The sequence below is a fragment of the Allokutzneria sp. A3M-2-11 16 genome, from assembly GCF_024213555.1.
GTDB lineage: Bacteria > Actinomycetota > Actinomycetes > Mycobacteriales > Pseudonocardiaceae > Allokutzneria.
Map to the genome: position 1 here is coordinate 2,718,749 of NZ_JANAVO010000001.1, position 26,374 is coordinate 2,745,122.

The 26,374-nt window shown below is 68.6% G+C and carries 28 protein-coding genes; 11 read left to right on the forward strand and 17 right to left on the reverse strand.

Features of this window, described 5'->3' with window-relative positions:
• Nucleotides 1-9 precede the first annotated feature (9 nt).
• Nucleotides 10-234 carry a hypothetical protein gene (locus NLX83_RS13555; RefSeq protein WP_254235174.1) on the reverse strand — a complete coding sequence of 75 codons (225 nt, stop codon included), beginning with the start codon at nt 232-234 and terminating at the stop codon, nt 10-12.
• 245 nt (nt 235-479) lie between these two features.
• Between NLX83_RS13555 and NLX83_RS13560 the strand changes: the two genes are divergently transcribed.
• Nucleotides 480-848 (forward strand): hypothetical protein, encoded by a 369-nt coding sequence (locus NLX83_RS13560; protein ID WP_254235175.1) that lies wholly within the window; start codon nt 480-482, stop codon nt 846-848.
• 52 nt (nt 849-900) lie between these two features.
• On the opposite strand, the gene NLX83_RS13565 is transcribed toward NLX83_RS13560, so the two are convergent.
• Nucleotides 901-7,794 (reverse strand): type I polyketide synthase, encoded by a 6,894-nt coding sequence (locus NLX83_RS13565; RefSeq protein WP_254235176.1) that lies wholly within the window; start codon nt 7,792-7,794, stop codon nt 901-903.
• A gap of 110 nt (nt 7,795-7,904) precedes the next feature.
• Here NLX83_RS13565 and NLX83_RS13570 point away from each other — a divergent pair, with 110 nt between their 5' ends.
• Nucleotides 7,905-8,528: a TetR/AcrR family transcriptional regulator gene (locus NLX83_RS13570; protein ID WP_254235177.1), complete on the forward strand. Its 624-nt coding sequence runs from the start codon at nt 7,905-7,907 to the stop codon at nt 8,526-8,528.
• A gap of 171 nt (nt 8,529-8,699) precedes the next feature.
• Nucleotides 8,700-9,278, forward strand: coding sequence for a hypothetical protein (locus tag NLX83_RS13575; protein ID WP_254235178.1), 579 nt, complete (start codon nt 8,700-8,702; stop codon nt 9,276-9,278).
• On the opposite strand, the gene NLX83_RS13580 is transcribed toward NLX83_RS13575, so the two are convergent.
• Nucleotides 9,271-9,681 carry a hypothetical protein gene (locus NLX83_RS13580; protein WP_254235179.1) on the reverse strand — a complete coding sequence of 137 codons (411 nt, stop codon included), beginning with the start codon at nt 9,679-9,681 and terminating at the stop codon, nt 9,271-9,273. The two genes, NLX83_RS13575 and NLX83_RS13580, sit on opposite strands and share 8 nt — an antisense overlap.
• On the opposite strand from NLX83_RS13580, the gene NLX83_RS13585 reads away from it, so the two are divergent.
• Together NLX83_RS13585 and NLX83_RS13590 are read left to right on the forward strand one after the other, a co-directional pair.
• Nucleotides 9,674-10,081, forward strand: coding sequence for a TetR family transcriptional regulator (locus NLX83_RS13585; RefSeq protein ID WP_254235180.1), 408 nt, complete (start codon nt 9,674-9,676; stop codon nt 10,079-10,081). The genes NLX83_RS13580 and NLX83_RS13585 overlap by 8 nt on opposite strands.
• Complete coding sequence (locus NLX83_RS13590; protein WP_254236217.1) at nt 10,056-10,313, forward strand: TetR/AcrR family transcriptional regulator C-terminal domain-containing protein; 258 nt, start codon at nt 10,056-10,058, stop codon at nt 10,311-10,313. The genes NLX83_RS13585 and NLX83_RS13590 overlap by 26 nt, the downstream gene beginning before the upstream one ends.
• Here the strand turns inward: NLX83_RS13590 and NLX83_RS13595 are convergent.
• Nucleotides 10,288-10,887 carry a TetR/AcrR family transcriptional regulator gene (locus NLX83_RS13595; RefSeq protein ID WP_254235181.1) on the reverse strand — a complete coding sequence of 200 codons (600 nt, stop codon included), beginning with the start codon at nt 10,885-10,887 and terminating at the stop codon, nt 10,288-10,290. The two genes, NLX83_RS13590 and NLX83_RS13595, sit on opposite strands and share 26 nt — an antisense overlap.
• 84 nt (nt 10,888-10,971) lie before the next feature.
• Between NLX83_RS13595 and NLX83_RS13600 the strand changes: the two genes are divergently transcribed.
• Both NLX83_RS13600 and NLX83_RS13605 read left to right on the forward strand, forming a co-directional pair.
• Nucleotides 10,972-11,808, forward strand: a complete 837-nt coding sequence (locus tag NLX83_RS13600; protein ID WP_254235182.1) for an NAD(P)H-binding protein — start codon at nt 10,972-10,974, stop codon at nt 11,806-11,808.
• Between the two features lie 113 nt (nt 11,809-11,921).
• Entirely contained in the window at nt 11,922-12,923 is a 1,002-nt protein-coding gene (locus tag NLX83_RS13605; RefSeq protein ID WP_254235183.1) for a hypothetical protein, read from the forward strand.
• A 19-nt stretch (nt 12,924-12,942) separates the two neighbouring features.
• Here the strand turns inward: NLX83_RS13605 and NLX83_RS13610 are convergent, their stop codons facing one another.
• Nucleotides 12,943-14,493: a dolichyl-phosphate-mannose--protein mannosyltransferase gene (locus NLX83_RS13610; protein ID WP_254235184.1), complete on the reverse strand. Its 1,551-nt coding sequence runs from the start codon at nt 14,491-14,493 to the stop codon at nt 12,943-12,945.
• A 91-nt stretch (nt 14,494-14,584) separates the two neighbouring features.
• Between NLX83_RS13610 and rsmI the strand changes: the two genes are divergently transcribed.
• Nucleotides 14,585-15,442 (forward strand): 16S rRNA (cytidine(1402)-2'-O)-methyltransferase, encoded by an 858-nt coding sequence (rsmI, locus tag NLX83_RS13615; protein WP_254235185.1) that lies wholly within the window; start codon nt 14,585-14,587, stop codon nt 15,440-15,442.
• Here rsmI and NLX83_RS13620 read toward each other — a convergent pair.
• The 5 genes from NLX83_RS13620 to NLX83_RS13640 all read right to left on the reverse strand — a co-directional run bounded on the left by NLX83_RS13620 (nt 15,427) and on the right by NLX83_RS13640 (nt 19,562).
• Complete coding sequence (locus NLX83_RS13620) at nt 15,427-15,789, reverse strand: hypothetical protein (protein ID WP_254235186.1); 363 nt, start codon at nt 15,787-15,789, stop codon at nt 15,427-15,429. The two genes, rsmI and NLX83_RS13620, sit on opposite strands and share 16 nt — an antisense overlap.
• 41 nt (nt 15,790-15,830) lie before the next feature.
• Complete coding sequence (locus NLX83_RS13625; protein ID WP_254235187.1) at nt 15,831-16,820, reverse strand: ABC transporter ATP-binding protein; 990 nt, start codon at nt 16,818-16,820, stop codon at nt 15,831-15,833.
• The gene (locus tag NLX83_RS13630) at nt 16,817-17,614 is read right to left on the reverse strand and encodes an ABC transporter permease (RefSeq protein WP_254235188.1); all 798 of its coding nucleotides are present in this window, start codon (nt 17,612-17,614) and stop codon (nt 16,817-16,819) included. Before NLX83_RS13630 ends, NLX83_RS13625 begins: the two co-directional genes overlap by 4 nt.
• On the reverse strand, nt 17,607-18,401 hold the full coding sequence (locus tag NLX83_RS13635) for an ABC transporter permease (protein ID WP_254235189.1): 795 nt from the start codon (nt 18,399-18,401) through the stop codon (nt 17,607-17,609). Before NLX83_RS13635 ends, NLX83_RS13630 begins: the two co-directional genes overlap by 8 nt.
• A 186-nt stretch (nt 18,402-18,587) precedes the next feature.
• Nucleotides 18,588-19,562, reverse strand: coding sequence for a medium chain dehydrogenase/reductase family protein (locus NLX83_RS13640; RefSeq protein WP_254235190.1), 975 nt, complete (start codon nt 19,560-19,562; stop codon nt 18,588-18,590).
• 93 nt (nt 19,563-19,655) lie between these two features.
• On the opposite strand from NLX83_RS13640, the gene NLX83_RS13645 reads away from it, so the two are divergent.
• Nucleotides 19,656-20,312 (forward strand): TetR/AcrR family transcriptional regulator, encoded by a 657-nt coding sequence (locus tag NLX83_RS13645; protein WP_254235191.1) that lies wholly within the window; start codon nt 19,656-19,658, stop codon nt 20,310-20,312.
• Here NLX83_RS13645 and NLX83_RS41845 read toward each other — a convergent pair.
• The gene (locus NLX83_RS41845) at nt 20,286-20,708 is read right to left on the reverse strand and encodes a winged helix-turn-helix transcriptional regulator (RefSeq protein WP_254235192.1); all 423 of its coding nucleotides are present in this window, start codon (nt 20,706-20,708) and stop codon (nt 20,286-20,288) included. The genes NLX83_RS13645 and NLX83_RS41845 overlap by 27 nt on opposite strands.
• Here NLX83_RS41845 and NLX83_RS13655 point away from each other — a divergent pair.
• Nucleotides 20,694-21,044, forward strand: a complete 351-nt coding sequence (locus tag NLX83_RS13655) for a YybH family protein (RefSeq protein ID WP_254235193.1) — start codon at nt 20,694-20,696, stop codon at nt 21,042-21,044. The two genes, NLX83_RS41845 and NLX83_RS13655, sit on opposite strands and share 15 nt — an antisense overlap.
• On the opposite strand, the gene NLX83_RS13660 is transcribed toward NLX83_RS13655, so the two are convergent.
• Nucleotides 21,045-21,881 carry a metal-dependent hydrolase gene (locus NLX83_RS13660; protein WP_254235194.1) on the reverse strand — a complete coding sequence of 279 codons (837 nt, stop codon included), beginning with the start codon at nt 21,879-21,881 and terminating at the stop codon, nt 21,045-21,047. It abuts the gene before it with no gap.
• A 223-nt stretch (nt 21,882-22,104) separates the two neighbouring features.
• Here NLX83_RS13660 and NLX83_RS13665 point away from each other — a divergent pair, with 223 nt between their 5' ends.
• The gene (locus tag NLX83_RS13665) at nt 22,105-23,793 is read left to right on the forward strand and encodes a recombinase family protein (protein ID WP_254235195.1); all 1,689 of its coding nucleotides are present in this window, start codon (nt 22,105-22,107) and stop codon (nt 23,791-23,793) included.
• A gap of 58 nt (nt 23,794-23,851) precedes the next feature.
• Here NLX83_RS13665 and NLX83_RS13670 read toward each other — a convergent pair whose 3' ends face one another.
• From NLX83_RS13670 to NLX83_RS13690, 5 genes are read right to left on the reverse strand one after another with little or no spacing between them, the layout of a single operon-like run.
• Entirely contained in the window at nt 23,852-24,034 is a 183-nt protein-coding gene (locus NLX83_RS13670) for a hypothetical protein (protein ID WP_254235196.1), read from the reverse strand.
• A gap of 4 nt (nt 24,035-24,038) precedes the next feature.
• Nucleotides 24,039-24,782 (reverse strand): GP88 family protein, encoded by a 744-nt coding sequence (locus NLX83_RS13675; RefSeq protein WP_254235197.1) that lies wholly within the window; start codon nt 24,780-24,782, stop codon nt 24,039-24,041.
• A 60-nt stretch (nt 24,783-24,842) separates the two neighbouring features.
• Complete coding sequence (locus NLX83_RS13680; protein WP_254235198.1) at nt 24,843-25,112, reverse strand: hypothetical protein; 270 nt, start codon at nt 25,110-25,112, stop codon at nt 24,843-24,845.
• 12 nt (nt 25,113-25,124) lie between these two features.
• Nucleotides 25,125-26,030 carry an N-acetylmuramoyl-L-alanine amidase gene (locus NLX83_RS13685; RefSeq protein WP_254235199.1) on the reverse strand — a complete coding sequence of 302 codons (906 nt, stop codon included), beginning with the start codon at nt 26,028-26,030 and terminating at the stop codon, nt 25,125-25,127.
• The gene (locus NLX83_RS13690) at nt 26,027-26,338 is read right to left on the reverse strand and encodes a hypothetical protein (RefSeq protein WP_254235200.1); all 312 of its coding nucleotides are present in this window, start codon (nt 26,336-26,338) and stop codon (nt 26,027-26,029) included. Before NLX83_RS13690 ends, NLX83_RS13685 begins: the two co-directional genes overlap by 4 nt.
• Nucleotides 26,339-26,374 lie beyond the last annotated feature (36 nt).

A 26,374-nucleotide genomic window follows, 5' to 3' on the forward strand; every position in this document is an offset into this window, starting at 1 on the left:
TGGTTGGATTCAACGCGGGTTGTAGTACTTCTTGCCGTTCATGGTGATCGCGACCCCGTAGAACTTGTACTCGCGAGGCCACTTGCACTTCACCCACCCATCCGGCTTGACGTCCAGCCATTCGACGCAGTTGGTGCTGAAGTGCTCGATGACGATACTCGATGCGGTCGACTTGCAGTTGTTGGTGACAATGACCGTCTGGGTGACGATTCCAACGCTGGCGTCGACCTTCATGCATTTCAGGGCGGCCAGAGCAGAGTTTCGGGAGAACGCCAACGGGGGATTTCCTTTCTGGAATGCCAGAGAGTCTGAAGGTCTGCGGAACTTTAACAGGGCGAAGTGCCTTCAGTGGAAGCACAGTTTCTTATGTTGAACCTTGAGGTTTCGGGTGGGGGCGAAATTTGTGCGGTGGCGGCAACCGGAAGCGGGTCGGGGCTCGTACTCAGGGGCGACGAGTCCGTTGCGGCGAAGGATGAAGAATGTTTTCTCGGGTTATTGGGCGTGGTGTGGCCGGTGTGGTGGTGGGGGCCGCGCTGCTGGCGGTCGCGCCTGCGGCTTCGGCGGCGGCGCGGCACTGCAGCGCTTGGGGGCCGGGCGGGTTCTGGCCCGCGGATCTGAAGGTGTGCGCTTCCGCGTCCGGCACCAAGATCAGCGGCACCGGGCAGGTCAGGAACACGGCGAACGGCGCGATCGTGTGGATTCAGGCCGTGAACCTGTCGACCGGCAAGAAGTACGGCACTCACGCGGGGAAGAGCCTTTCGGTGAGCGTGCCGAAGGGCAGCTACCAGGTGGACTTCTACCGCGGTGACGGGAAGGGCGTCGTCAGGACTCCCACGTTCAAGGTCTGACCGCGCCTGCCGGGCGGTGGGATCGGAACATCCCACCGCCCGGAAAGCAGGCTCAGGTGGGGAGTTCTCCCTTCAGGAACGCGACGATGCCCGCCCACAGCGCGGGCCACGCGTCGTGGCTGTGGTCGATGTCGTGGCCGAACCCGGGCACCATGACAAGTTCGGCGGGAAGGCCGAGCGCGTGTGCCCGCTCGGCGAGTTCGCGTGCGTGATCCGGTGACACCAGCTCGTCGGCCGCGCCGTGCACGATGTGCAGTGGCGTTGTGACGATGTCGAGGGAGGCGAGGGGCTGCCGTTCCTTTGCGGCGAAATGGATGTCGATCTCGTCCCAGCCGGTTTTGGCGCCTAATCTCAGCGGCGAATTGTCGGGACGCACCGCACGTTCTGTAGCCGCATAGCGAACCGGGTCGTAGAAACCCATGAGCAGCGCGGCTCGCTGCCATTGCATCGGGGATCGCGACAGCGCCAACAGCGCCGAGTACGCGCCGCGGCTCGTGCCCAGGATGTTCACGCGTGATGCGTCGATCTCGGGTAGTTGAGCCAAATAGCGAGCCGCGGCAACGACGTCGTCGACATCGCGATCGCCCAGGCTCGCGCGTGCGGAGAACTCCTCCCCATGCCCGGGTGCGCCGCGTTGGTCGACGGTGAACACGGCGAATCCGGCCGCCACAAGAGGTGCATGCTCGTGCACGCGCACGCGGCGTCCCTCGGAGTCGAGGGCGCCCCCGGTGTCGGCGGTGCACACGACGACCGCCGGGTGCGGCCCAGAACTAGGCGGCAGGCTCAGGTGACCGTAGAAGGTCGTGCCGTCGAACGACACCAGCTCGTGCTGCACGAGCCAGTCGCGCGTCGCGGGCTTCGCCGCCGGAGCCTGGTCGAGCGCGTCGGCGACCAGCTCCACGACTCCGGAGACCGTGACGTTCTGTTGCAGCTTGACGATCGGGAGCGACACGTCGAGTTCGTTCTGGATGAGCGTCTTCAGCTCGACCCCCATCAGCGAGTCGATCGTGATGGCCTGCGCGCCCGCGAGTTGCTCGCCGGACAAGCCGGTGACGCGTGCCAGAAGTCGCTCCATGAGCTCCGGTAGCAGTGCCATCCGCTCCTCACGGGTGGCGGCCCGGAGCCGTTCTGGCACCGAAGCGTCACCGGCGCCGACTCGTGCCTGCACGAGCGACGAGAAGCGCGGTAGCGCGGCCAGGTGCGGGTTGGCCTCGGCCCAGCGGTCCCAGCGCATGCCGCCGACCGATGCTTCGACCGGGTTGGTGCGCAGCAGCGTCTCCAGCTCGGCCAGCAGGCGCGCGGGCGGTAGGTCCACGTTGCCGTGGCGTCGCAGGTTGTTGCCCACCATGTCGTAGCGAGCCGCGATGCCGACCTCGGCGACGGCGCCCCAGTTCACGCTGATCGCGGGCAAGCCCCGCGCTCGCCGGAAGCGCGCCAATCCGTTCAAGAACTCGTTGGCGGCGGCGTATGGACCGACCGCCGAAGCCCCGAGCTGCGATGCCATCGACGAGAACAGCACGAAGAAATCGAGTTGGTCACCCTCGGTCTCCAGGTGCAGGTTCCAGGCGCCGTCCGCCTTGGGCGCGGTCGCGGTCAGGAACCGCTCGGCTGTGGTGACGGACATGAGCGCGTCATCGAAGACCGCGGCGGAGTGCACAACACCGCGCAGCGGCGGCATTTCACGTCGTGCTCTGGCCAGCGCGTCGGCGAGCGCTTCGCGCCGGGAGACATCGGCCTTCCCGACGCGGACCTCGACGCCGCGCTCGCGCAAGTCGCGGACCACGTCCTCGGCCTCCGTCGAGGCGATGCCTCGCCTGCCGATAAGGAGCAGGTGGCGCGCGCCCCGATCCGCCAGCCACTGGGCCACCGCGAGCCCGAAGCCGCTGAGCCCGCCGGTGACCACGTACGTGCCGTCAGCGGTGAGCGGCAGTGTCGGCATCGAGCGCGCGGGTACCCGGACCGCTTCGCCCGCCATCTTCACGACGATCTTGCCGATGTGCTCGCGGCGCGCCATCGTGCGGAATGCCGAGTCCAGCTCGTCGGCTCGCACTTCAACTACCGGGAGCGGTGCGAAAGCGCGCTCGTCGTAGCGCCGCGCGAGCTCGCGCATGTAGTGCTGCGTGAGCTCCGGGCGCAGGTGCACCATCTGGTCGTAGTCGAAGGAGTGGAACGAGATCGAGCGGTTGAACGCACCGAGGCGCAGCTTGCGGTCGGCGGCCAGATCCGCCTTGCCCAACTCGACGAAACGCCCGAACGGGCGCAGCAGGCCCAGGCTCTTCTCCAGGATCTCGCCGGGAATGGAGTTGAGCACGACGTCCACGCCTTCGCCGTCGGTCCAGGAGAGCACGTCGTCGACGAAGGCGGTCGAGCGCGAGTCGGAGACTCCGGCAACTCCTTCGCCGAGAAGGAAATCGCGTCGTTCGGCGCTACCCGCGGTCGCGAAAACCTTGGCGCCCAACCACTGTGCGACGCGGATCGCGGCCAGCCCGACACCGCCCGCACCGGAATGCACGAGCACCCGTTCACCTGGCCGCACGTTCGCGACGTGCATCAGCGCGGTGTAAGCGGTCAACGCGGGGAACAGCGACGCGGCCTCCGCGAACGAGAGCGCGGCGGGTTTCTTGGCCACGTGCACCTGATCGAGCGTCGCGTGCGAGGCGAACAGATCCCGGCTGAGCGCGAAAACCTGGTCCCCAGCGCGGAATTCCTCCACCTCGCTGCCGATCCGCACCACGGTGCCGGAGCACTCGATTCCGAGCGCGGTCTCCGAGTGGGTGTTCTCCATCGCCACGCGGGGCAACAGACCCATCGCTTTCGACAGGTCCTTGAAGTTCAGGCCCGTGTGCTCGATGGCGATCTCGATCTCGTGCGGCTCGGGCGCTCGCCGCGCGCTCCCGATGAAGCCCAGGTTGCCGAGGCCAATTCCGCTTGTGTGCAGCCGAATCGGTGTCGAACCGCTCTCCACTGTCATGTGGTGCAAGGGAGAGAGCGCGCCCGCGCGTTCCAAGCGCCGGACGAAGCGCTCGCTGCCGCGCAGCACCACGTCTTCGGTTCCCTGGTGGGTGAGTTCGTCGACGACCGCGTGGCTCATCTCCGTGGTGTCGATGAGCCTGCAATGCAATTCCGGCCGCTCGGCACACACAACGCGACCAAATCCCCACAACGATGCCGCGAAGGGGTCCGCTTCCTGCGCGCCGTTGGTCACAACGAAAAGCGCGACGGTCGGAAGTGCCTGAACCAGCGACAGCAGTGGTACACAAGGCGAACACGCCGTCTCGTTCGCGGCATCCGTCTCGTGGACGAAGACCACTCCACGGCATTCGGGCCAGTCGCCCTCGGGCATCACGCGCAGCACCTGGCCACCTCGTTCGGCCAGACCGCGCTCGATGCCCGCACTCAGCTCTGATGAACCGATGACAATCCAGTTGCCTTCTGCGTGGCCAGTTTCGGTGAGTTCATCACGCAGCCATGCGTGCTCGTAGTAGAGATCATGCGTCTCGTCGGGAGCCGTCACATCTGTCAAGACCTGCGCCCGCACGCCGATCAGCTCCGCAACGACCTCGCCGTCGTCGGTGATCAGTGTGAGATCGCCTTCCACGCGGTCTTCCGTTGTGCTGCGCCGATTCCGGCCGTGGACCCAGAGGGTCTTGCCGGGTGATCGGTAGAAGCGCACCTCGGCGACGCGAACCGGCACGAACGTCGACGACGGCGCGAGTCCCGCGAGCATCGCCTGGAAGGCGGCGTCGAGCAGGGCCGGGTGCAGGCGGTGCCCAGTGGTGTCGACCGTGTCGACGTCGAGTTCGGCGATGATCTCGCCGGTGTCGTCCCGGCACCACAACCGGTCGAGCGCGCGGAAAGCCGGGCCGTAGTCGAGACCCATCCGCGTCAGGCGGGCGTAGATCTCGTCGTGCCCGACCTCGACGAGTGATTCGGTCACCGGCTCGCCGCGCGGGGTCGGAGGCGTGGCATCGGCCAGCGGCGAGTGGCTGAGACTGGCGTGCAGGGTGAACGCCGTGTCGTCCTTGGCACGTCGGCTGTGCAACGTGATCTCGCGCAGCTCCGGGTCGTGACTGGAACGCAGCGTCGTGACCGACCCGGGCTCAAGGACGAGAGTGCGGTGGAACGCGACGTTCTCCAACACGCACGGCTCGTCGTCGTCGAACAGGGCGAGTGCCGCCTCGATGTATCCCGCGCCAGGAAAGACAATGGTGTCGGCGATGCGGTGATCGGCCAGGTAGGGGAAGGCGGACGTGGTCAGCTCGGTTTCCCGGGTGGGAACGGGCGCCGGGATCGTGCGAGCGGCCATCCGCCAACCGTCCGTGCCCAACCGTGTCGACCGGGAGCTCTCGGACTCGACCCAGTGGCGCTCGCGCTGCCAGGGATACGTCGGCAGGCCGATGTGCTCGCGCGGACCTGGATGCACGCGCTCCCAGGCCACTTGGCCGCCCGCCGCGTACACGGCTCCGAGTGTTTCCCGCACCATCTGGCCTTCGGGGCGGTCGCGGCGCAGTGAGGCGAGCACCGTTGCGGGATTTCGCTTGCCCACCAACGCTTCGCCGATCGCCGGTGCCAGCACAGGATGCGGTCCGACCTCAAGCACGATGCCCGGTTCCAGGTCCAGGAGGTGATCCACAGCCTCGGCGAACCGCACCGGCTCGCGCACGTTCCGCCACCAGTACTCGGCGTCGAACTCGGTGCCCTCCATGCGCTTGCCGGTCACCGTGGAGAACAGCGGCACCACGGCCGGGCGCGGCCGGATGTCGCGCAGAGCCATCAGCAGGGGTTCGCGGATCTCGTCCATGTGGTGGCTGTGGTAGGCCACTTCCACCCGCAGCATCTTGGCGAACACCTCGGCCTCGCACAGGCGGGCCTCGACGACCTCCAGCGCGTCACGATCACCCGCGAGCGTCGTCGCGGTCGGGCTGTTCATCGCCGCGACGCAGACCCGGTCGACGAGATACGGCTCCAGCTCCTCGGCGGACAGGCCCACCGCGAGCATTGCGCCGCGGCCCGCCAACCGCGCCTGTTGGTTGGCCCGATGGAAGCTGACTGCCAACGCGTCTTCCAGCGAGTACACGCCCGCGGCGTAGGCGGCAGCCACTTCTCCGACGCTGTGGCCGACGATGGCCAACGGCTCGCAACCCCACGACTTCCAGAGCTCGGTGAGTCCCGCCTGCACGACGAAGTTGCCGATCTGCGCGAACAGCGTCTCGGTCAGGCGCGAGTTTGCCTTGTCGCGCTTGAACTCCTCGGCGATCGACACTCCGAACTTCGCGAGGATGCGATCACATTCGGTTACGACCGCGGCGAATACGGGTTCCTCGCGAAGCAACTCGCGTCCCATGCCCCACCACTGCGGACCCATACCGGTGTAGACGAAAGCGATCTCCGTGGGCCGCACCGGCTCGTCCGGGATCTCAAGCGTGCGCAGCTTTTCCGCCGCGTGCGCTGCCTTGTCGGCGACAACGAAGGCGCGCAACGAGTGGTGCTCGCGGTCTCGGCCTGCCGCGCGACACACCTGACGAAGCGTTGGAGCCTCTGGCTTTTCGAGCAGTTCGGCGTATTCGTCAGCGAGCGCGCGCAACGCGCCAGGGCTGCGCGCCGAGATCGGCAAGAGCAGCGGCTCGTCGCGGAAGTCCGTTGGTGACAACGGTTCCTGCGGTGGCGCCTGCTCCAGCACAGCGTGCGCGTTGGTGCCACCGAACCCGAAGGAGTTCACGCCCGCGCGGCGCGGGCCACCCTCCGATTCGAATGCCACGAGCTCGGTGGGAACGCGCAGGGGAAGCGTCTCGAACGAGATGTTCGGGTTGGGGCGTTCGAAGTGCAGGTGCGGCGGGATGAGGCCGTTGTCCAGGCAGAGCGCGGCTTTGATCAGCCCCGCGACACCGGCCGCGGCCTCCAGGTGCCCGATGTTCGGCTTCACCGAGCTGATCCAGTGCTTCTCGGGCGAATCGCCGAGCACTTCGCCGATCGCGTTGGCCTCAATGGGATCGCCGACCGCGGTGCCGGTGCCGTGCGCCTCGAAGTAGCCGATCGAACCGGGTTCGACGCCCGCGCGCCGACACGCTTCGCGGACCACGGCGCGCTGCGATTCCGCGCTCGGCACGGTGATTCCAGGTGTGCGGCCGTCCTGGTTGACAGCGGTGCCACGGACGACCGCGTAGATGCGGTCCCCGTCGCGCTGGGCGCTGGACAGCGGCTTGAGCACCACGAGCCCGGCACCCTCGCCGCGCGCGTAACCGTTGGCACGGTGGTCGAAAGCCTTGCTGCGCCCGTCCGGAGACAGGAACTGCCCCTTGGACATCACCACCGTCGTCGTGGGGTGGAGCATCACGTTCACTCCGCCGGTCACGGCGATATCGCACTCGCCGTTCGCGATCGCGGTGCAGGCGTAGTGCAAGGCGACCAGCGACGACGAACAGGCCGTGTCGAGCGTAATGCACGGACCACGCCAGTCGAAGGTGTAGGCCAGCCGGGCGGACAGCATGGTCAGGCTGGCCCCCGTCGCCGTGTGCGAGCTGATCAGCTCGCGATTGGACTCGGCGAACTGGAGGTGCATGGCGTCGACCACGAATCCGCCGAGGTATGTGCCGACGTTCTTGCCTTCGAGTGCGGTGGGTGGGATGCCCGCGTCTTCAAGCGCTTCCCACGCCACCTCCAGTAACAGGCGCTGCTGCGGGTCCAGCGGGGCCGCTTCGCGTGGCGTCATGCCGAAGAAGCCCGCGTCGAAGCGGTCGACGGGGGCGTCGAGGAAGCCGCCCTGGCGCACGAACATCCGCCCCGGGGTCGCCGGATCGGGGTCGAAGTACAGGTCAGGACGCCAGCGGTCCGGAGGTATGTCCCCGATCGCGTCGGTGCCCGAGGTGAGCAGGTCCCAGAAACCACGCGGATCGGCGACCCCACCGGGAAAACGGCAGCCGATGCCCACGATGGCGATTGGTTGCAAGGAGATCCTCCAAACGGATGCACGCTTCAATCGGATTTATCCATGAATCGGATTGACCGCTGTATCGTTCAGAGCCCTGAGGAAGCCGTCAAGACCGCTGGAGCACGCATATGCCGAAAGGACCGACGAAACGTCGCCCGGAGACCCAGGCGCGCCTACAGGAGGCCGCTCGCCAGGTCTTCGCCGAAGTCGGCTTCCACGGCGCGACCATCAGCGACATCAGCGAGCGCGCGGGCTACACCAACGGCGCGTTCTACTCCAACTACGCCAACAAGGACGAGCTGTTCCTCGCCCTCGTCGACGCGAACGCCGAGCGCGTGCGCGAACAGCTGCAGCAGCGGATCGAGACGCTCAACGCCAGCGACCTGACCCTCGACCGGATCGCCGAGCTGTTCGCCATGGTCCAGCCCGAAGACCAGCAGTGGTTTCTGATCAGCACCGAGTTCACCCTGCACGCGATCCGCCACCCCGACGTGGCCCGCCGCTTCGCCGAGCACAAGGCGAACCTGCGTGCCGAGCTCGTCACGGTCATGGAGACGGCGTTCGCCCGCACCGGGCGCGCGGCGTCGGTCGACCTCGGCGACCTCGTCCGGCTCCTCATCGCCATCCGCGAAGGCAGCCTCAGGCAGAGCTTCGTCGAGCCCGACGAGCTGCCGCCCGGACACCTCGAACGCGCCTTCTGGCCCCTGCTCTTCAACGCCGTCACCACCCCCGTGGAGGGCGCTCAGGCATGATGGCGGAGGCAGTTCGTCATCGTCCCGTGGGCAGTTGATCGCTGAGCGGAAGTGCGTGAACTTGCTTAGATATCTTTGTGTCGCTTCGACGACGAGCGGGTCACGGCGGAAATAAAGGTGTAACCCGATGAAGGCGACCTCCGAATGTACGACTGAATCGGAGGTCATCACATGCGTCTTCTTCTGCTTGTAGGTGTTTTCGCGTCTGTGCTCGTGGGCTGCTCTCAGCAATCGCAAACCGGAAGCCCTGCGTCTTCCGTTTCCAGTGCCCCCGCGCAGGCGGCCGTCACGACGACGACCGCCCCACAAGGGCCGATCGCCAAGAAGCTCGGGGACAAGGCGGGCATGGACTGCCCCGGATCGACGATTGACAGCTGCGCGGTGCAGTACACGATCACCAAGCTCACCGGCTGCACAGGGGGTGGTTATGCGGGCGGCGCACCGCCTGCGGGAACGCGCCGACAGCTGGTGTGGATCGAGGTCTCGACGGGCAGCGCGTACGACCCGAGTCGAGCCCCGTCCAGCAGCATCACCCGATTCCAGGCGATCAGCGCCCAGGGAGTGACCACGGGCGGTGAGCTGAACCCGTCCAGTTCGTGGAAGTGCGCTCCGGAGAAGGATCGAATGGGATTCGGCGACGACAGCTGGATGCCGAACCGGAAGTACGTGGGCGCAGTAGAGATTCACCTGCCGAACGACGCTGTCAAAATCGTCAATGGCGAGGGCAGGTGGGAGTGGTCGATCAGCTGACCCGCCTGGTCCACGGCGCGCGGAATCGGATCAGGAACGCGATGAGCAGGAGTGCGAGCAGCAGTGCGCCGCCGTCGGTGATGATCGAGGGCAGCACCCCGGCGAAGCCGTAGAAGTCGACGGACGCGCGGAAGACCTCGGGCGGGATCGCGAAAACCCCCGCCGCCTGGGTCAGGTTCACCGCGAGCGCGACCCAGAACACCCATTTCCGGCCGGTGAGCGCGAGCAGTCCGAGGGCGTTGCCGACGACGTAGACGCAGCCGATGATGCGGAATCCCATCAGGAAACCGGGCGCGTTGGCGGCGGCCTGTTCCGGGGTCTGACCGGCCAGGCGCATCGTGTGTTCGAGCATCTCCGCGTTGACGATGACGAAGTTCTGCGGCGCGGTGCCGATCGTGAACACGACCGAGCACGCCACCACCAGCACCCGTAGCCGCCGGGTCCACGCAGTCACCGAGGCGGCGGTGGAACTGCTGAACGAGGTGGGGCTGGCCGAGCTGACCACGCGTCGGCTGGCGGCCAAGCTCGGTGTCCGGTCGCCCACGCTCTACTGGCACGTGCGCAACAAGGCGGAGCTGCTCGACCTGGTGGCCGAAGCCATCTGCGCGGACGCGTTCGACATCGACGAGACGCAGTCCTGGCGCGACCAACTCGCCGACGGACTGCGTCAGTTCCGCGAGCTGTTGCTGCGCCATCGGGACGCCGCGGAGCTGCTGCGCGAGCGCCCGCCCCAAGAGCCGCGTCGGCTGGGGCAGAATCGACACCACGGTCCGCATCCTGCTCAGCGCCGGGTTCTCCGATGACGAGGTCGCGGGGATCGCCCGGCTACTCGCCGCGCACGTCCTCGCCTCGGCGCAGCCCGACGCGCGCACGGCGGCGGGGTTGTCAGCGGAAGCCCTGGGCGATTTCCCGCATCTCCACCGCGTCGCGCCCGCCTACGCCCGACTGTCCGAACAGGACGTTTTCGAGCTCGGCGTCGAGATCATCCTGGACGGCCTCGGCAAAAGGCTCAGCCGGACAGCTTCTCCAGGATGAGGCGGATCTGGGCGCCGTAGCGCTGCTCGAACTCCGGGGCGGTGGGGTCGATGCCGAAGAGCCGCTTGGTCACGTCGGGCATGACGATCGGGGCGCTGATCGCGGCCATCATCAGCAGCAGGACGGCGGCCGGGTCGAGGTCGGCGGCGAGCTCCTCGTCGTGCTGGCGGTCGCGGAGGTAGGCGAGGTCGGAGTCGATGGGTGACTCGTCGGGCGGGGTGTCCGAGCTGTCCAGGCCGCGCCAGACCATCAGCCTGATGCCACGCGGGTCGGCCAGGCTCTCCCGGAGGTAGCGGACGGCGAGGTCGGCCAGCGGCTGCTGCGGCGTGTTGAACGTGGCCTCGCGGTCCAGCCACGCCTGCTGGAGCTCGCGGTAGAGCCCCTCCTTGCCGCCGAAGTAGTAGTTGATCAGCTGCTTGTTGACGCCCGCCCTCGCGGCGATCTCGTGCACCCGCGCACCGGCGAAACCCTTGGCCGCGAACTCGTCGAAGGCGGCGGAGAGCAGCAGCCGCCGCGAGCGGTCCGCGTCCTGGCGCCGTTCGTCCGGGGTCGGCGCTCGCCTGGGTGTGGACACTGCTCCTCCTGGGTTTTCGAGGTGCGAAGGTTATCAGTCATCTATTTGGTTGACTTCGTCATCCAGTCGGTTGAAGCTGGGATCATGACGATTCTGGTTACCGGAGCCACCGGCAACGTCGGTCGCAACGTGGTGGAACAGCTGCTGGCCGAGGGCGCGTCCGTGCGTGCGACGAGCCGCGACCCCGAGGAGGCGGGACTGCCGCCGGGCGTGGACGTGCACGCGGCGGACCTGGCCCGGCCGGAGACCTTCGCGGACGCACTGTCCGGAGTGGACAGTGTGTACCTGTTCCCCTCGCCGGACACGGCCGGTGAGTTCGCCAAGCTCGCCGAGGCCGCCGGAGTGCGGCGCGTTGTCGTGCTGTCTTCGTTGTCCGCCAAGGAAACCGGCGCTGAGAACGATGAGATCGGCAGGCGGCACGTCCTCGTCGAGCGCGCGATCGAAGCGTCCACTATGGACTGGACTTTCGTGCGACCGGGCTCGTTCGCGGCGAACACCTTGCAGTGGGCGCACAGCATCCGCGCCGAAAGTGTCGTGCGGGCTCCGTACGGCGACGCTCAGGTTGCGCCTGTGCACGAGAAGGACATCGCGGCCGTGGCGGTCCGCGCTCTGCTGGACGAGGGGCACGCGGGCAAGGCCTACGAGCTGACGGGCCCCGAGTCGATCACGCAGCGGCAGCAGGTCGAGCTCATCGGCAAGGCCATCGGGCGGCCCGTGCGCTTCGAGGAGCAGACGCCCGAGCAGGCCCGCGAACTGATGTCGAAGTGGGCGCTGGTAGGGGTCATCGACTCGCTGCTGGGCTATCTCGGTGAAGCGGTCGGCCGGTCCGCCGAGATTTTCGACGTCACCGAGAAGATCACCGGAAGGCCAGCCAGCACATTTGCCGACTGGGCCGCCGCGCACGCCCGCGATTTCGCATGAGGGAAGGGAAAAGATAGGGGTTCGCGCCGGTCGGAGCGCTCACTAGCTTGGGTTTCCTGGGGCGTCTCATCCTGTTTCGGGGTGAGCGCGAAGGGTTGCCTGAGGGGGTAATCGTGAGAGCAGCACGACTGGCACTGCCCGCGGTCCTGGCCGCGGTGGCGGCCGTCGTCGTCGGGCCCGGGACGGCAGCGGCGGCCGAAGCGGCGTGCACGTGGAAGGCCACCGCCCTGCCGCTGCCCGCCGGGATGACGCAGGGACGCGCGATCGCCGCGGACAACCAGGGCGGCCACGCCGGGATCATGATGGGCAGCGGGCCGGAGCGTGTCGTGCTCTGGAAGCCGGACGGGGTCGTCGACTACGGCCAGGTCCCGTTCGCGCCGTACCTGGTCACCGTCGCTGACGTGAACCGCTCCGGCACGGTGGTCGGCCACGGCCTGCGCACGATGTACACCTACGGCCCGTTTCGATCTGTGGGGACGCGCATCGAGGCGCTGCCGGTGCCCGAGGGCACGTACTCCGCCACGGCCAAGGCGGTCAACGACCGCGGCGACATCGTTGGCCAGTACGTGCGGAAGCTGGGGGAGCGGGGCCGCGCGGTGATGTGGCCCGTCGACCGCCCCGGGCAGATGGTCGAGCTGACCGGGCTGCCGGGCACGGACACCATGGTGGCCAACGACATCGACGAGGACGGGACGGTCCTGGTCGACGTCGTCACGAGCAACGGCTCGCCGACCGGCTACCGCTGGCGCGACGGCGTCGCGACGAAGCTGGTCCCGCCGGTCGCGTCGAAGGACGTCTCCGGAGAGGCGATCTCGGCGGGCCGGGTGGTCGGCTGGATCAGCCCGGCGGACGGGTCCGGCCTCCGCGCGGTGCAGTGGGACGCGGCGGGCAAGGCCAGCCTCCTGCCGGACGGCCGCTCAGCGCAGAGCGTGAACCGGGACGGGCTCGCCGTCGGGGCCGGTGCCAGCACGGTGATCTGGCGCAACGGCAAGCTCGAAGCGAAGCTGCCGAGCAGCCCGCAGCTGTTCGCCGGGAAGGTCGGCGACGACGGCGGTGTGCCCGTCTACACGCGCACGAACAACAAGGACACCCCGCTGGTCTACCGCTGCGGCTGAGGCCCGCTGCCCTCCTGGTTCACCGCCAGGAGGGCAGCCACAGCTCCGCGTTCCACCGCCACGGGGTGATCGAGTCGCCCACGAGCACCGGCCACAGCCAGGCGAAGTTCGCCACCACCAGCCCGACGTAGAGGGCGAGGACGAGCAGTCCGGTCCGCCGTCGCTCGAAGCCCGCGCGGGCCTTGCCCAGGATCTCGCCGAGCGCCATGGTCAGGCCGAGCACCAGGAACGGCGCCATCGCGGTGGCGTAGAAGAAGTACATCTGCCGGTCGATGTCGAAGAACCACGGCACCCAGGCGGCCCCGTAGCCGACGAGCACGGCGGAGTAGCGCCAGTCCAGCCTGCTCAGCGCGCGCCAGATCGCCCAGCCGAGCATCGGGAACGCCAGCCACCACATCGCGGGCGTGCCGATGAGCATGACCGCGCCGACGCAGTCCTGGCGGCCGCAGCCGGACGCGGTCGCGCCGGACTCGTAGTAGTAGAGCATCGGCCGCAGGCCCATCGGCCAGGTCCACGGCTTGGACTCCCACGGGTGCGGGGTGGCCGGGGTGTGCAGGTTCGTGTGGAACCCGAGCACGTTGCTGTGGAAGTAGAGCAGCCCGCGCAGGTAGTCGGGCAGGAACGGCAGGAAGCCGTCCACGGTGAGCTTGATCGAGGCCGCCCAGCGGTCGGTGCCGGTCTCGCTGGCGAACCACGCCCACCAGGTGCCGAAGTAGACCAACGGCGGGATGACAGCCAGCGCCCACAGCGCGGGCGCGAGGTCCCTGGCGATGGTGCCGAGCCACGGCCTGCGCACCCCGGCCGCCCGGCGCGCTGTGACATCCCAGAACACGTTGAGCAGGCCGAACGCGACGATGAACCACACGCCGGACCACTTCACCCCGCAGCCGAGGCCGAGCAGCACTCCCGCCCCGAAGCGCCACCAGCGGAAGCCGAGCCGCGGGCCGAACGGGCTGTTGCCGACCCACCCCTCGGTCATCGCCACCGTCAGCCGGGCGCGGACCTGGTCGCGGTCGACCAGCAGGCAGGCGAAGGCGCCGACCACGAACACGGCCAGGAAGATGTCGAGCATCCCCACGCGCGAGGACACGTGGCTCACGCCGTCGGCGATCAGCAGCACCCCGGCGACCCCGCCCAGCAGCGTGGAACGGGTCAGCCTGCGGGCGATGCGCACGACCAGCAGCACGCAGATCGTGCCGAACAGGGCCGAGGTGAACCGCCAGCCCCAGCCGTTGTACCCGAAGATCCACTCGCCGAGCGCGATCAGCTGCTTGCCCAGCGGGGGGTGCACCACCAGCTCGTAGCCGGGGTTGTCCTCGTAGCCGCCGTTGCGCAGCACCTGCCACGCCTGCGGCACGTAGTGCTTCTCGTCGAAGACCGGCGTGCCCTTGTCCGAGGGGTGGCCCAGGTTCCAGAACCGGACGATCCCGCCGATCAGCGCCAGGGTCAGCGCGACCGTCCAGCCGCGCAGGCGGTCGGCCGCCGGTGGCGGGCCGAACGGCTGCCACGGCTTGTCCTGCTGCACCTCGACGGGGGGCGCGGCTTCCGCCGGCGCCGTCGCGATACTCATCAGGAGCGCACCTCTCTCCGCTGGTTCACCCGGACGATCGTAGACAGGGGCCGGGTGGCGGCGCTCGAACGCCGTGAAAGGGTCTACGTCCATGCAGGTCGAATCGGGATCAGGGCGCTTGGTGCTGGCCGCGACGCCGCTGGGGGACTCCAGGGACGCGTCGCCGAAACTGGTCGCCGCGCTCGCCGAGTCCGAGGTGATCGCGGCCGAGGACACCAGGCGCACCAGGTCGCTGGCCGCGGCCCTGGACGTGCGGCCCGCGGGCAAGGTCGTCAGCTTCTACGACGCCGTGGAGAACTCCCGGCTGCCGATGCTGCTCGACGCCCTCCGCGCCGGTTCGACGGTGCTGTTGGTGACCGACGCGGGCATGCCGAGCGTGTCCGATCCGGGCTACCGGCTCGTCGCCGCCTGCGCCGCCGAGGGCATCACGGTGACCTGCCTGCCCGGCCCCTCCGCCGTGACCACCGCGCTGGCCGTGTCCGGGGTGCCGTGCGAGCGCTTCTGCTTCGAGGGCTTCCCGCCGCGCAAGACCGGTGACCGGAAGCGCTGGCTGACCGCGCTGCGCACCGAGCAGCGGGCGGTGGTGTTCTTCGAGGCGCCGCACCGGCTCGCCGCCAGTCTCGCCGACGCGGCGGAAGTGCTTGGTGCGGAACGGAAAGCGGCGGTGTGCCGCGAGCTGACCAAGCAGTACGAGGAGGTTCGCCGGGGCGGGCTCGGCGAGCTGGCGGAATGGGCCGAGGCGGGCGTGCGCGGGGAGATCACCGTCGTGCTCGCCGGGGCCGCGGCGGACGAGTCGGCGGTGACCGACGTGCACGCGCTCGTACCCGCCGTCGAAGAGCGGGTTGCCGGGGGAGAGCGGCTGAAGGAGGCGACCGCTGCTGTGGCCGCCTCCTCCGGGATCAGCCGGAAGGCGCTTTACGACGCCGTCCTGGCTCAGAGGCAGGCTTGACGGAGCGCGTCAAGCTGCTTGACCTTGGTCTCGATCCACTTCGGCAGGTTGGCCGCGTCCTCCACCCGCTGCTTCGCCATGTCCACGTAGGAGTTGCCCAGGGTGGTGATGGCGCCGCTGACGTCGCCGTCTCCGACGTTCTTGGCCAGCTCGTGCAGCTTGTTGCCGGTCTCCTGGGTCTCCTTCTGGGCCTTCTCGCCGTCCTTGGGGTCCGGTGTGAACGTGGCGAGCGCCAGTGCCTCCGTGCACACCTTCGCCTTGGAGCCCGCCTCCTGGATCTGCGAGCACCCGCCCAGCGTGATCAGCAGGGGCAGCACGGCGATCGCCAAGCGACGCGTCGTGGACATGGACTCCTCCTCGAAGCGGGGGTTCTCCACCCCGAGGTTATTCACAAATCGGTCATCGCGTCAGGGACTGTCGTACGTTTGTACAGACGCCTGATCAACTCCTCGATCTCCGGCTCGGCCACGGACACGTCGTGCACGGCCACCCGATCGACAAGTGCCGAGATCAGCGCCGCCGCGGTGGTGTCCGAACGCCCGAAGACCAGGTGCTGGCGGAGCCCGTCGAGCTCCGTGCGCACCTCGCGGACGCCGGGGAGCCCGGTCAGCGGCGGGTGCGGCTCGGTCAGGTCCACGACCAGGGTCCGCTCGGTGACGACCTCGGCGCGCAGCTCGGCCAGCGGCCCGTCCGCGAGCACCCGGCCGTGGTCGATCACCATCAGCCGCCCGCACAGCCGCTCGATGTCGTCGAGGTCGTGCGTGGTCAGCAGCAGCGTGGTCCCGCGCTGGTTGAGGTCGGCGAGGAACGCGCGCAGGCGCTCCTTGGACTCCAGGTCCAGCCCGATCGTCGGCTCGTCCAGCACCAGCAGCTCCGGATCGTGCAGCAACGCCGCGGTGACCTCGCCGCGCATGCGTTGGCCGAGCGAGAGCTGGCGCACCGGCGTCGCCAGGAACGGCGTCAGCTCCAGCAGCTCCACGCACTCGTCCAGCCGCTCCTGGTAGCTGTCCTTCGGCACGCGGAAGATCGAGCGCAGCAGCTCGAAGCTCTCCGAGAGCGGCAGGTCCCACCACAGCTGGCTGCGCTGCCCGAAGACCACGCCGATGCGCGCGGCCAGTGCGCGCCGGTCCTTCGCCGGGTCGAGGCCGCAGACCGTGGCGCCGCCCGAGGACGGCGTCAGGATTCCGGTCAGCATCTTGATCGTCGTGGACTTGCCCGCGCCGTTGGGGCCGACGTAGCCGACCGCCTCGCCCCGCTGCACGGTGAAGCTCACCGCGTCGACCGCGACCACCTCGGTGCGGCGCCTGCGCAGGAACCCGGCTCGGTGGGAGATGTGGAAGCTGCGGCGGAGCCGGTCCGCCACGATGAGCGCGCTCATGATCCTGTTCCTTGGTAGTGGCGGACGGCGAAGCGCCAGACCAGCCCGGCCACCGCGACCGCCGCGACCGCGACCAGCGGCGAGCACCAGCTGAGGAATGCCGGTGCGCCAAGGGGATCGGGCCGGTCCAGCAGCGCGAGGGCGGGGTAGTAGGCGACGAACGCGCCCGGGATGACGAACGCGAGGAACCGCCGCAGCCACGGCGGGTAGACGGTGATCGGGTAGGAGGTGAACATGTTGCTGCCGTAGGTGACCGTGTTGGCCAGCTCGCGCCCGTCCACGATCCAGAAGCAGACCGAGCACGCCACCACCCAGATCGCCCCGAAGATCACCGCGCCGACCAGCGGCGCGGTGGCCGCGAGCAGCAGCTTGGGCCCGGTCCAGTGAATGTCCGAAGTGGACAGAACCGTGACGAGGACGGCCAGTGCCGCGATGATCCGGCCGAGCCTGCGCAGCTGGATGTCGCCGGTCGCGACCTGCGCGAGCGTGCTCAGCGGTCGCAGCAGCAGCACGTCCAGCTGCCCGGTCCTGATCAGCCGGGGCAGCTCGTCGAGCTGGCCGACGAAGAGGTCCGCGAGCCCGAAACCGACGCCCGCGATGCCGTACATGATCAGCACCTCGTGCATGGCGAAGCCGCCCATTTCCTTGGCGCGCCCGAACAACACGAGGATCACGACGAGCTCGCTCGCCTGGCCGACCATCTGCGCGGCGAAGTCCAGCAGGAACGACGTGCGGTAGGAGAGCTGGGCGCGGAAGCGCGAACCCAGGATGTCGAGGTAGACCCGGTCAGCCACCCTGGACCACCAGCTTCCGCTCGGCGGCGCGCAGCGCGAGCTGGCCGATGACGAGCAGCCCGACCGTCCACAGTGCCTGGTGGGCCAGCAACGGCAGCGGGCTACCCCGTTCGACGAACACGTCGATCGTGTTCTGCAACAAGGAGGGGAAGGGCGTCCACCACAGCGCGTCGTACGCCCAGTCCGGGAAGAACGCCAGCGGTACGGTCAGCCCCGAGAAGATGCCGCCGAGCAGCCCGTACATCGCGGTCACGCCGCGCGCGTCGAGCAGCCAGAACGCGCTGAGGCTGAGCAGGAAGCGGATCGCGAAGCTCATCGCGACCGCCAGGACGATGCTCAGCGCGAACAACGCCCAGGTGTGTTCCTGTTGGGGCCAGCGGAGATCGAAGAGCATCCCGCCGATCAGCATCGGCGGGACGAACCTGATCAGCATGGCGAAACCCGCCCGCCCGTAGTCCTCGGCCAGCAGGGCGAACTGGAGGTTCCACGGCCGGGCGAGATCGACCGCGACATCCCCGCTGCGGACGCGGTCGGCCAGCTCGTGCCCGCCCCAGAGGATGACGACGCCGAGCAGCCCCTGCCCGAGCCACACGTAGCTCGCGATGCTCGCCGCGTCGTAGCCCGCGACCTGCTGGCGGGATCCGAGCACGCTGAACAGGACCGCGATTCGCATGAGGCCGAAGGCGGTGTTGGTGGTCAGGGCCGCGACCGCGGCCGATCGGTAGGTGGAGTAGCGGTGGAATCCGGCGACGGCGAGGTGTGGATAACACCCGATCAACGCACGCACGAAGCTCCACGCTAGCCCCCGCCGCAACTCCTTTTTGGACACACAACCTCACCCGACGCCGTCTTCTCCCGTTTCGTACTCATAACGGGTTTTGGGGCCCTGTTTCCCCGCTATGAGTACGAAACGGGGAAGCCCTCAACGACGCGTTCGGGGCGTTAGATTCCCTGAACGGGTCGTTCAGGGCACTCACGCTTCGAGGATGATCTTGCCGGTGGCCTGGCCCGTGCTGAGCAGGGTCAGCGCCTCGGCGGCCTCGGTGAGAGGCATGCGGCGGTCGATGTGCGGGGTCAACGAGCCCGCGGCCACCAGGCGCAGCACCTCGGTCAGCGCCTTCGCGAAGCCCGCGCCCGGCTTCACGTAGTACATCGACGCGCGACGCCGGCCGGTCATGCCGACGAGCCTGCGCAGCTGCCACCACGCCATGCGCCGCGCAGTCCCCACATAAGGCCGCAGCGGGTGTCCGGAGTCGCGCAAAGTGCCCGCGGAGCCGTAGTTGGCCAGCACGCCGCCCGGGGCGAGCAGGCTCCACGACTCGTCGAGGCTCTTGCCGCCGACGTGGTCGAAGACAGCGTCCACGCCGTCCGGAGCGAGGGCGCGCACCTGAGCCGTGACATCGCCCTTGCGGTAGTCGACGGGCTCCGCGCCGAGCGAGCGCAGCAGGTCGTGCTTGCCCGCCGAAGCGGTGCCGATGACGCGGGCACCGGCGAGGCGGGCGAGCTGGACGAGGAGACTGCCGACGCCACCGGAGGCTCCGTGCACCAGAACCGTCTGTCCCGCGCGGACCTTGGCGGTCACGTGCAGCATCTCCCACGCGGTCACGCCGTTCATCGCCACCGCGGCCGCCACACCGGGATCGACGTCCTCCGAGATCGGGACCGCGATCTTGGCCGGGATCACCACCTCGTCCCGCCAAGCACCGGTTCTGGTCAGGGCCACGACTCGCTCACCGGTACCGACGACGCGGCCCACCAGGTCGTAGCCGGGCACGAACGGGAACTTCGGCTGCAGCGGGTAGCGGCCGCGCAGCATCTGCACCTCGGCGAAGCTCACGCCGGTGGCCTCCGTGCGGACCAGGAGCTGTCCCTTGCCGGGACGGGGCTTCGAGCCCTCCGCGACGCGCAGCATCTCCGGTCCGCCCTTGCCGGTGAGCACGATCTCCATGGTCCGCCTCCTGTGATTGCTTGTTACTTACGTTAGAGCTTCTAACAAGAGCTTGAGCCTGTTAGGGTCGCGTTGTCAAGGGAGGTGGTCGAAGTGGACCGCAGGCAGCGCTACCGCGAGCAGACGCGGGACGAGGCGAAGCGCATCGCGTTGGAGCAACTGGCCGAAGCCGGGCCGAGCGGGATCTCCGTCAACGCGATCGCCAAGCGGATGGGCGTCACCGGCCCCGCCCTCTACCGGTACTTCGCCAACCGGGACGCGCTGCTCACCGACCTGATCGAGGACGCGTACAACGACCTCGCCGACACGATGCAGGGCGCGGTCACGCAGCGCGCGGGGCACGCGACGCAGATGCGTGCGCTCGCCACGGCCATGCGTGAGTGGGCGGTCGCGCAGCCGCACCGCTATCTGCTGCTCTTCGGGACACCCGTGCCTGGCTACCAGGCGCCGATGGAGACGCTCGCCGCCGCGCACCGCTCGATGACCGCGGTGCTCGCGACAGTCGGGGAGGACACGGAACCCGCGAACCGGCGCTCCACGCTCTACCGCCAACTCAGCGCATGGGGCGAGAAGATGCAGACAGGCGATCTGACGCCCAAGCAGCTGCATTGGGGAGTCACGGTGTGGACCCGCCTGCACGGCGTGATCAGCCTGGAGATCACCAATCAGTTCGAGATGACCGGCGTCGATCCCGAACTGGTCTTCAAAGCCGAGGTTGAGGCGCTAGTCGCGTGGGGCGAGCGCGGCTAGCACTCGCGAACCCGCGTCGTACAAGGCGATCAGCAGCGGCCGCAACTCCATGCCCGCCTCGGTCAGGCGGTAGCTCGTGCGCACCGGGAAGCCCGGCAGCCGGTCCTTGGCGATGAGCCCTTGAGCGAGCAGCTCGCCGAGCCGATCGGTCAGCACCTTCGCGGTCAGGCTCGGCAGGCTCGCCCGCAGCTCGCCGAACGAGTGCGGACCGTGCATCAGCTCGCGCAGCACGAGGGTCGCCCACCGGCCGGAGATCGCCGCGAGCGCGACCTCGACCGGGCAACCCGGCTCCGGCCTGTTCGTGCGGCCGCGCGCGTCCGGGACGAGCTCGGCGTCGGTTTCCGTTTGGTGACCGACGAGACGCTTCGCTTCGCTGGTGCCATGAGTACCGACCACATGCCCAGTGTGCGCCTGCCCGAACGGTTCCGGGAGGCTTTCAACACCGGTTCCAGTGCCGCCGTCGACGCCGTGTACGAGCCGGACGGAGTGTTCGTCGACGGCCCCGGCAACCCCGTGACCGGCCCGGACCGCAAGCGCGCCAACGAGAAGATGCTCGCGCTCGGGGAGCCCATCGAAGTCCGGCCCCGGCACACCTACGTGGCGGGCGACATCGCGCTGCTGATCGTCGACTGGAGCATCGGCGACGTGCGCGGCACGGCCACCGACGTCGCCCGCCGAGGCGAGGACGGGCAGTGGCGATACGTGATCGACAACCCGTTCGGCACCGCCTGACTACTGCTTGGCGATGCCCTCCACCGGCGTGGTGTCCCACGGCAGCAGGTCGACGCCGAGCCAGGGCATCACGCCCGTGCTCTGCAACGCCGCGACCGAGAACCACAGCGCCAGCAGGCTGAAAACGGGCAGGACGATCATGTTCTCGACCGTGCCGCCGGTCTTCATCCGCAGGATCTTCGGCGGCGCGATCGGGTACCAGGTCTTGCCCGCGATCGGCACCGGCCACATCATCGGGCAGCCCATCTCGGTGATCGCGTCGCCGATGAAGTGCGCGACGCAGCCGATGGCCACCGCCAGCCCGCAGGCCCCGGCCAGCTCCGGCGCGCCGTTCACCCACTGCCAGCACAGCAACGACAACCCGGCCGAGGTCAGCGTGATCGTCAGCGCGTCGCGCTTCGGGTGCCACTCGTGCAGCAGGCCGCGCACCGCGAGGCCGCAGAAGAAGAACATCACGAACGGCAGCGCGTAGGTGTGGCTGAGCTGGATCAACGCGGTGGTCGCCAACCCGGCGAGGATCGCGAAGACGATGGTGTGGGTGAACCCGCGGTGCCCGCCGTGCCGGTTGGAGTCCTTCTTCGTCCTGGTGCCCCGGTAGATCTTGTGGCTGAGCCAGTTGATCCCGGCGGACATGCTCTTGCTGATCGGCCCGAAGGTGCGCGCCACGGTGGAGCTGGGGTGGTCCAGGTCCGGCAGCAGCGCCGCCCCGGTCGCCAGCGCCCCGCCGACCACGATGGCCGGTGCGGTGAAACTGCCGAAGTCGTACGCGGCGCCCAGCACCGCGACCCCGCTCCACGCCGCCAGCCCACTGATGGCATGCGTCGGCCCCATCGACATCTCGCGCCCCCTGAAGATCGTCCGCTGCGCGAGAGGTTAGGGGATCTTCACCACCCCGGGCAGACCCACCCGCCCCATCCCCCTCACAACGCCAATGCCGCGATTGGTGCACTGGAAGGCCCTGAATGAGTCATTGAGGGCTCTCAACTCCCCCAATGTTGCGTTCGCTCTTAGGCTCCTAAGCATGACAAACGGGAGGAACGTCGCAAAACGGGGTGGTGCGATGCGTGGTGCCGACGTCCGCTATGTGGGTGTGAAGTACCTGCGTGCCTCGAAGGACCGCTTCGGGAACAGCATCTCGGTGGAGAGTCAGGAGGACGAGGGGAACGAGTTCTTCGAGGACCACGGCATCGAAGACGCGGGGACGTTCACTGACAACCACCTGTCGGCCAGCGTGTACGCGACGGAGGGGCGGCCGGACTACGAACGTGCGCTGGACATGCTTCGCCAGGGCAAGGCGAACCTGTTGTGGACGTTCGAGTCCGGTCGCGCTCAACGCGACATCGAGATCTACGCGAAGCTGCGCCGCATTCTGAAAGAGATGGGCGCGTTCTGGGCGTATGGCGGTCGGATCTACGACATGACCAACGCGCGAGATCGCAGAGACACGCTTCGTGACGCGGTGGATGCCGAGGGGGTGTCGGATGCGATCTCGGACCATGTGCGGCGTGGTGTCCGGAAGCGGGCACGGTCGGGCAAGCACGCGGGTAGTCGGGCGTTCGGGTACCGGTCGGTGTACGACCCGGACACCGGCGAGTCGCTGGGATGGGTGATCGAGGAGAACGAGGCGAGGGTCGTGCGGCGCATCCGTGACGCTGGGCTGGAGGGTAAGCCGTTGGCGCGGATCGCCCTCGACCTCAACGCTGATGGCGTGCCGTGTGCGCGTGATCGCAAGTGGGACGCGCGCCTGGTGCGCAAGGTGCTGAACGAGTACCGGCACGAGCGCGAGTGGAATGGGCTGCTGGCCAAGCTCGATCCTGCCGAGCAGGACGTGGCCCGGACCGTGGCGGCGAGGGGACAGGCCGGGGACACGCCGCGTGCGATCGCCCGGGACCTCAATCGCGAGAAGGTGCCGTACCTGTTCCCGAGCAAGTGGGATGAGACCAAGGTCAAGAACATCATGTTGAGCAGGCCCGCCGCCGGGTTGCGACAGCACCACGGCGACGTGCTGATGACCAAGGTCGTTGATGAGTCCGGCGCCGAGGTCATGGTGCCGAGCAAGGTGCAATGGAAGGAGATCATCAGCCCGGACGATCACGCGATCTTGTCGGCCCGCTACAACGACCCGAATCGCTACAGGAACAAGGACGGCACGCGGGTCAAGTGGTGGTGGTCGGGCATCGCGCTGTGCGGAGAGTGCGAGTCACCGATGACCCGCTCGGCACGGCAGGGCGGACGCTACCTCTGCCGGGCCGGGCGTTGTGTCTCCCGAGATCAGGACCTGCTGGACGCGTGGCTGACCGAGCAGGCGCTGCTGATGCTGGAGCGCACCGACGCCGCCAAGCTGTTCCGGCTCGACGCGGACCTGAGCGAGTCGCAGAGCGCGCTGCAAGAGGCCAAGCAGCTGCGCGCGGAGCTGGACGGCTGGCGCCAGGACGCCATCGCGGGCCGGGTCACCCGCGCATCGTTCATCGAGATCGAGGCGGGTTTGACGCGTCGGATCGAGCAGGCCGAGGAACGCGCCCAGCGCGCGACGCTGCCGCCGCTGCTGACCGACATCATTGGGCCGGGCGCGCGTCAGGCATTCCTCGGACTGGACATCGCCGCGCAGCGGGAAATCCTGCGAACGATCATGCGCCCGCGCATCTACAAGACCCCGCGTCGGCTGGTGAACCGCTTGGACACCGACACGATCGACCCCGGCTTCCTCATCGCCTCCGAGGACGGTGGCCTGGATGTGGCGGTCGCCTGACCCGGATACGCCGAAATGGTCCCCGGCCCCCGTTGAGGGAGCCGGGGACCATCGTTATTCAGGGGTGGCGGACTGTCCGGTCGTACTGGACGAGCAACTGTCGGACGATGGGCCGGAACAGGTCCGAGATGAGATCGACCTGCGCGGCCGACAGTGGCGGGGCGGCGGCGACGTTGGCGCGTGCTGCCGCCAGTTCGTCGGGGCCGAGGACCAATCTCGGGTCGACCATCGCCTTGTTCACGTGGTCAGGTCTCCCTCCGTTCGGACGAGCACGAGCGGGCGGCCGTGCTCGTCGTCATGGCGGTTGGATTGCCACCTCGCTGCTTGTTCAGCTGCCACTCGCGGAACGTTGCGCCACCGATGGCCCGCTGTAGGTGCGGGATCTTGTTCTGTGCCATCCCGACCGGAGATGGGCCTTCCACGGCTGCCCGGTCGGTGGCGGCGTTGGAGTGCCAGCCTGCTTCGGTGATGGCGGCTTCGGTCGGGAAGACGTCGGCCACGCGGTCCCGCTCGGGGTCGAGGAGGTGGTCCTCACGGCCGCCGTAGGAGTAGACCCACTTGAAGTTCGGAGGTGGGTCCGGTTCGACGACTCGCCGGAACCGGCTGACTTCCTTGGTATAGCTGTAGATCAGCACGTCCGGGTGAGCGCGGGCGATGTCCAGCCACGCCGAGAGGTAGGCGTCGCTGAAGTAGTCGCCGGAGTCGTGCACGCGCAGGGCCGCGCCCCGGTAGCGGGGCGCGGCCAGTTCGGTGGTCATGTCGGCTTGCCACTGCGGCAGGTCGTCGAGGATGCGCGTCAGGGTGCGTTCGTGCTTGGCCAGCACTTGCGGGAACCGGTAGGTCCCTGTTCTGGCGTAACAGAATCGCGCGCAGATTCCCGCCTGCTTGCAGGTGTTGTACGTGCGGCCGTCCGGCAGTCTTCCCGCCCAGGCGGGGAGACTGAAGGTGTAGGTGTCGGACTGTCGGGCGCGGCGGTTCTGGGTGATCATCCGCTCGCGTCGCGGTGAGCTGTCGGGCAGGCGGAGCCTCCCTTCTTCGGCGGCTGGCGGTCAGTGGATGTCGTTGCGGGAGAGGGGAAGCAGGGACTGCCCTGCGCTGTCGCGCGGGTCGGCGACGGGGGTGACGCGGCGCTCGCCGACGACGGCGACGCCGAACGCGGCGAGCAGCGCGACAGCGGCGTTGATCGCGCCGGTGGTCGCCGAGCCCTGCACGTCGGTGATCAGGCCGGAGCCGACGAGGCCGGAGACCAGGGCGAGCAGACCGCCGACGATCGACGCGGTGAGGCGCAGCGGGCGGGGGCGAGAGGTGTTGTCAGTCAAAGGGTTCTCCTTCTAGTTGCTGGTGTCGATCGAGAGGGACACGGTGCCGGTCGGGATGTCCGGCAGAGCGGCGGTGCGGCGGGCGAGTGCGGCGAGCGTGGCGGCCATCTCCTGCTGACGCTGGGCCATCTCGGCGAGCTGCTGTTCCATGTGGACGGTGCGGGAGTCGACGAACCGCAGGAAGTCGAAGCGCCGCACGGGAATATCGGGGTTGGCGTGGGAGGGTTCGGGGCGCTCCCACCAGGCGCCGTCAGCGGCGAGCCAGGAGGCTTCGTTGCCGTAGGCGAGCCACTGCCAGGCGGGCAGGACCATCTCGGGCTTGCGCGGGTGAGCGATCGGGTGGTTCCACACATCAGCCGCAGAGGGCAAGTCGTCTCCTTCGAGGTAGTCCGCGACGCGATCGCGGAAGCTGTCCATGTCGCCGGGCCATCCGGCCGGGTCGGGTTTGCGGTGGGGCGCCCATTCCTTGTGGGCGATGGCCCAGCCGGGGCCGCGTCCGAGGTGGCGCAGCAGAGCGGCGACGCCGCGGGGGTAGCTCTCCAGCTGAGCCGGGGTCCAATCGCCCCTGCCCGTGGACTCCGCCTCAACCCCGATCAAGTGGTCATTGCCGTTGTCGCGGCCGATGCCGGGCCATACCCCGTTTCCGGCGTGCCAGGCGCGACCAGCGGCGACCGCGTACCAGGTGCCATCCCGGGCCAGGCCCAGGTTGCACACCGGTCCTGGCAGCTTGGGGCGCCCGTGGATCAGCGTGTGGAGGCTCGGGAGATTTCCGGAAGCGGGTCCGGCGGTGTGGTGGAGCAGGACCCCGCGCACGTCCCGCATGCCGCCGTGGCCTCGGTTCTGCCAGCCTCCGACTTCCTCGACCCGGAGCCCGGCATCCCGCAGCGCGCCGGGCATCCAGGTCAGCGAGTAGGTCATGAGTTCCTTTCTGGGTAACGGGTTCCGCTCGTCTCGGAGGCACGGCGTGCTTCGGCGGCGGCGTCTTCGGCTGCGCGGCGGCGGGCGCGTTCGGAGTCGAGTTCGGACTCGACCTCCCGTAGCCGCGCTTCCAGGGCGGCGAGTCGGCCGTCCATGCGCGCGATGTCGGCTGCGTGGTTGGCGCGTCCGGCAGCGAGTTCGGCAGAGTGCTCGGCATCGCGCACCGACAGGGCGCGGACGTAGTGCTCGCGGTCGCGGTGTGCGGAGGTCAGCAGGTAGACGATGACCAGTACGAGCGCACCGGTCACGCCCAGCGAGGGCAGTAGTGACAGGTCCAGGTGATG

Bases quoted from the DNA above. Each gene is read 5' to 3' on its own strand.
- NLX83_RS13555 (WP_254235174.1), bottom strand. From the start codon at position 234: ATGAAGGTCGACGCCAGCGTTGGAATCGTCACCCAGACGGTCATTGTC.
- NLX83_RS13560 (WP_254235175.1), top strand. From the start codon at position 480: ATGTTTTCTCGGGTTATTGGGCGTGGTGTGGCCGGTGTGGTGGTGGGG.
- NLX83_RS13570 (WP_254235177.1), top strand. From the start codon at position 7,905: ATGCCGAAAGGACCGACGAAACGTCGCCCGGAGACCCAGGCGCGCCTA.
- NLX83_RS13575 (WP_254235178.1), top strand. From the start codon at position 8,700: ATGCGTCTTCTTCTGCTTGTAGGTGTTTTCGCGTCTGTGCTCGTGGGC.
- NLX83_RS13600 (WP_254235182.1), top strand. From the start codon at position 10,972: ATGACGATTCTGGTTACCGGAGCCACCGGCAACGTCGGTCGCAACGTG.
- NLX83_RS13610 (WP_254235184.1), bottom strand. From the start codon at position 14,493: ATGAGTATCGCGACGGCGCCGGCGGAAGCCGCGCCCCCCGTCGAGGTG.
- rsmI (WP_254235185.1), top strand. From the start codon at position 14,585: ATGCAGGTCGAATCGGGATCAGGGCGCTTGGTGCTGGCCGCGACGCCG.
- NLX83_RS13620 (WP_254235186.1), bottom strand. From the start codon at position 15,789: ATGTCCACGACGCGTCGCTTGGCGATCGCCGTGCTGCCCCTGCTGATC.
- NLX83_RS13625 (WP_254235187.1), bottom strand. From the start codon at position 16,820: ATGAGCGCGCTCATCGTGGCGGACCGGCTCCGCCGCAGCTTCCACATC.
- NLX83_RS13640 (WP_254235190.1), bottom strand. From the start codon at position 19,562: ATGGAGATCGTGCTCACCGGCAAGGGCGGACCGGAGATGCTGCGCGTC.
- NLX83_RS13655 (WP_254235193.1), top strand. From the start codon at position 20,694: ATGAGTACCGACCACATGCCCAGTGTGCGCCTGCCCGAACGGTTCCGG.
- NLX83_RS13660 (WP_254235194.1), bottom strand. From the start codon at position 21,881: ATGTCGATGGGGCCGACGCATGCCATCAGTGGGCTGGCGGCGTGGAGC.
- NLX83_RS13665 (WP_254235195.1), top strand. From the start codon at position 22,105: ATGCGTGGTGCCGACGTCCGCTATGTGGGTGTGAAGTACCTGCGTGCC.
- NLX83_RS13675 (WP_254235197.1), bottom strand. From the start codon at position 24,782: ATGATCACCCAGAACCGCCGCGCCCGACAGTCCGACACCTACACCTTC.
- NLX83_RS13685 (WP_254235199.1), bottom strand. From the start codon at position 26,030: ATGACCTACTCGCTGACCTGGATGCCCGGCGCGCTGCGGGATGCCGGG.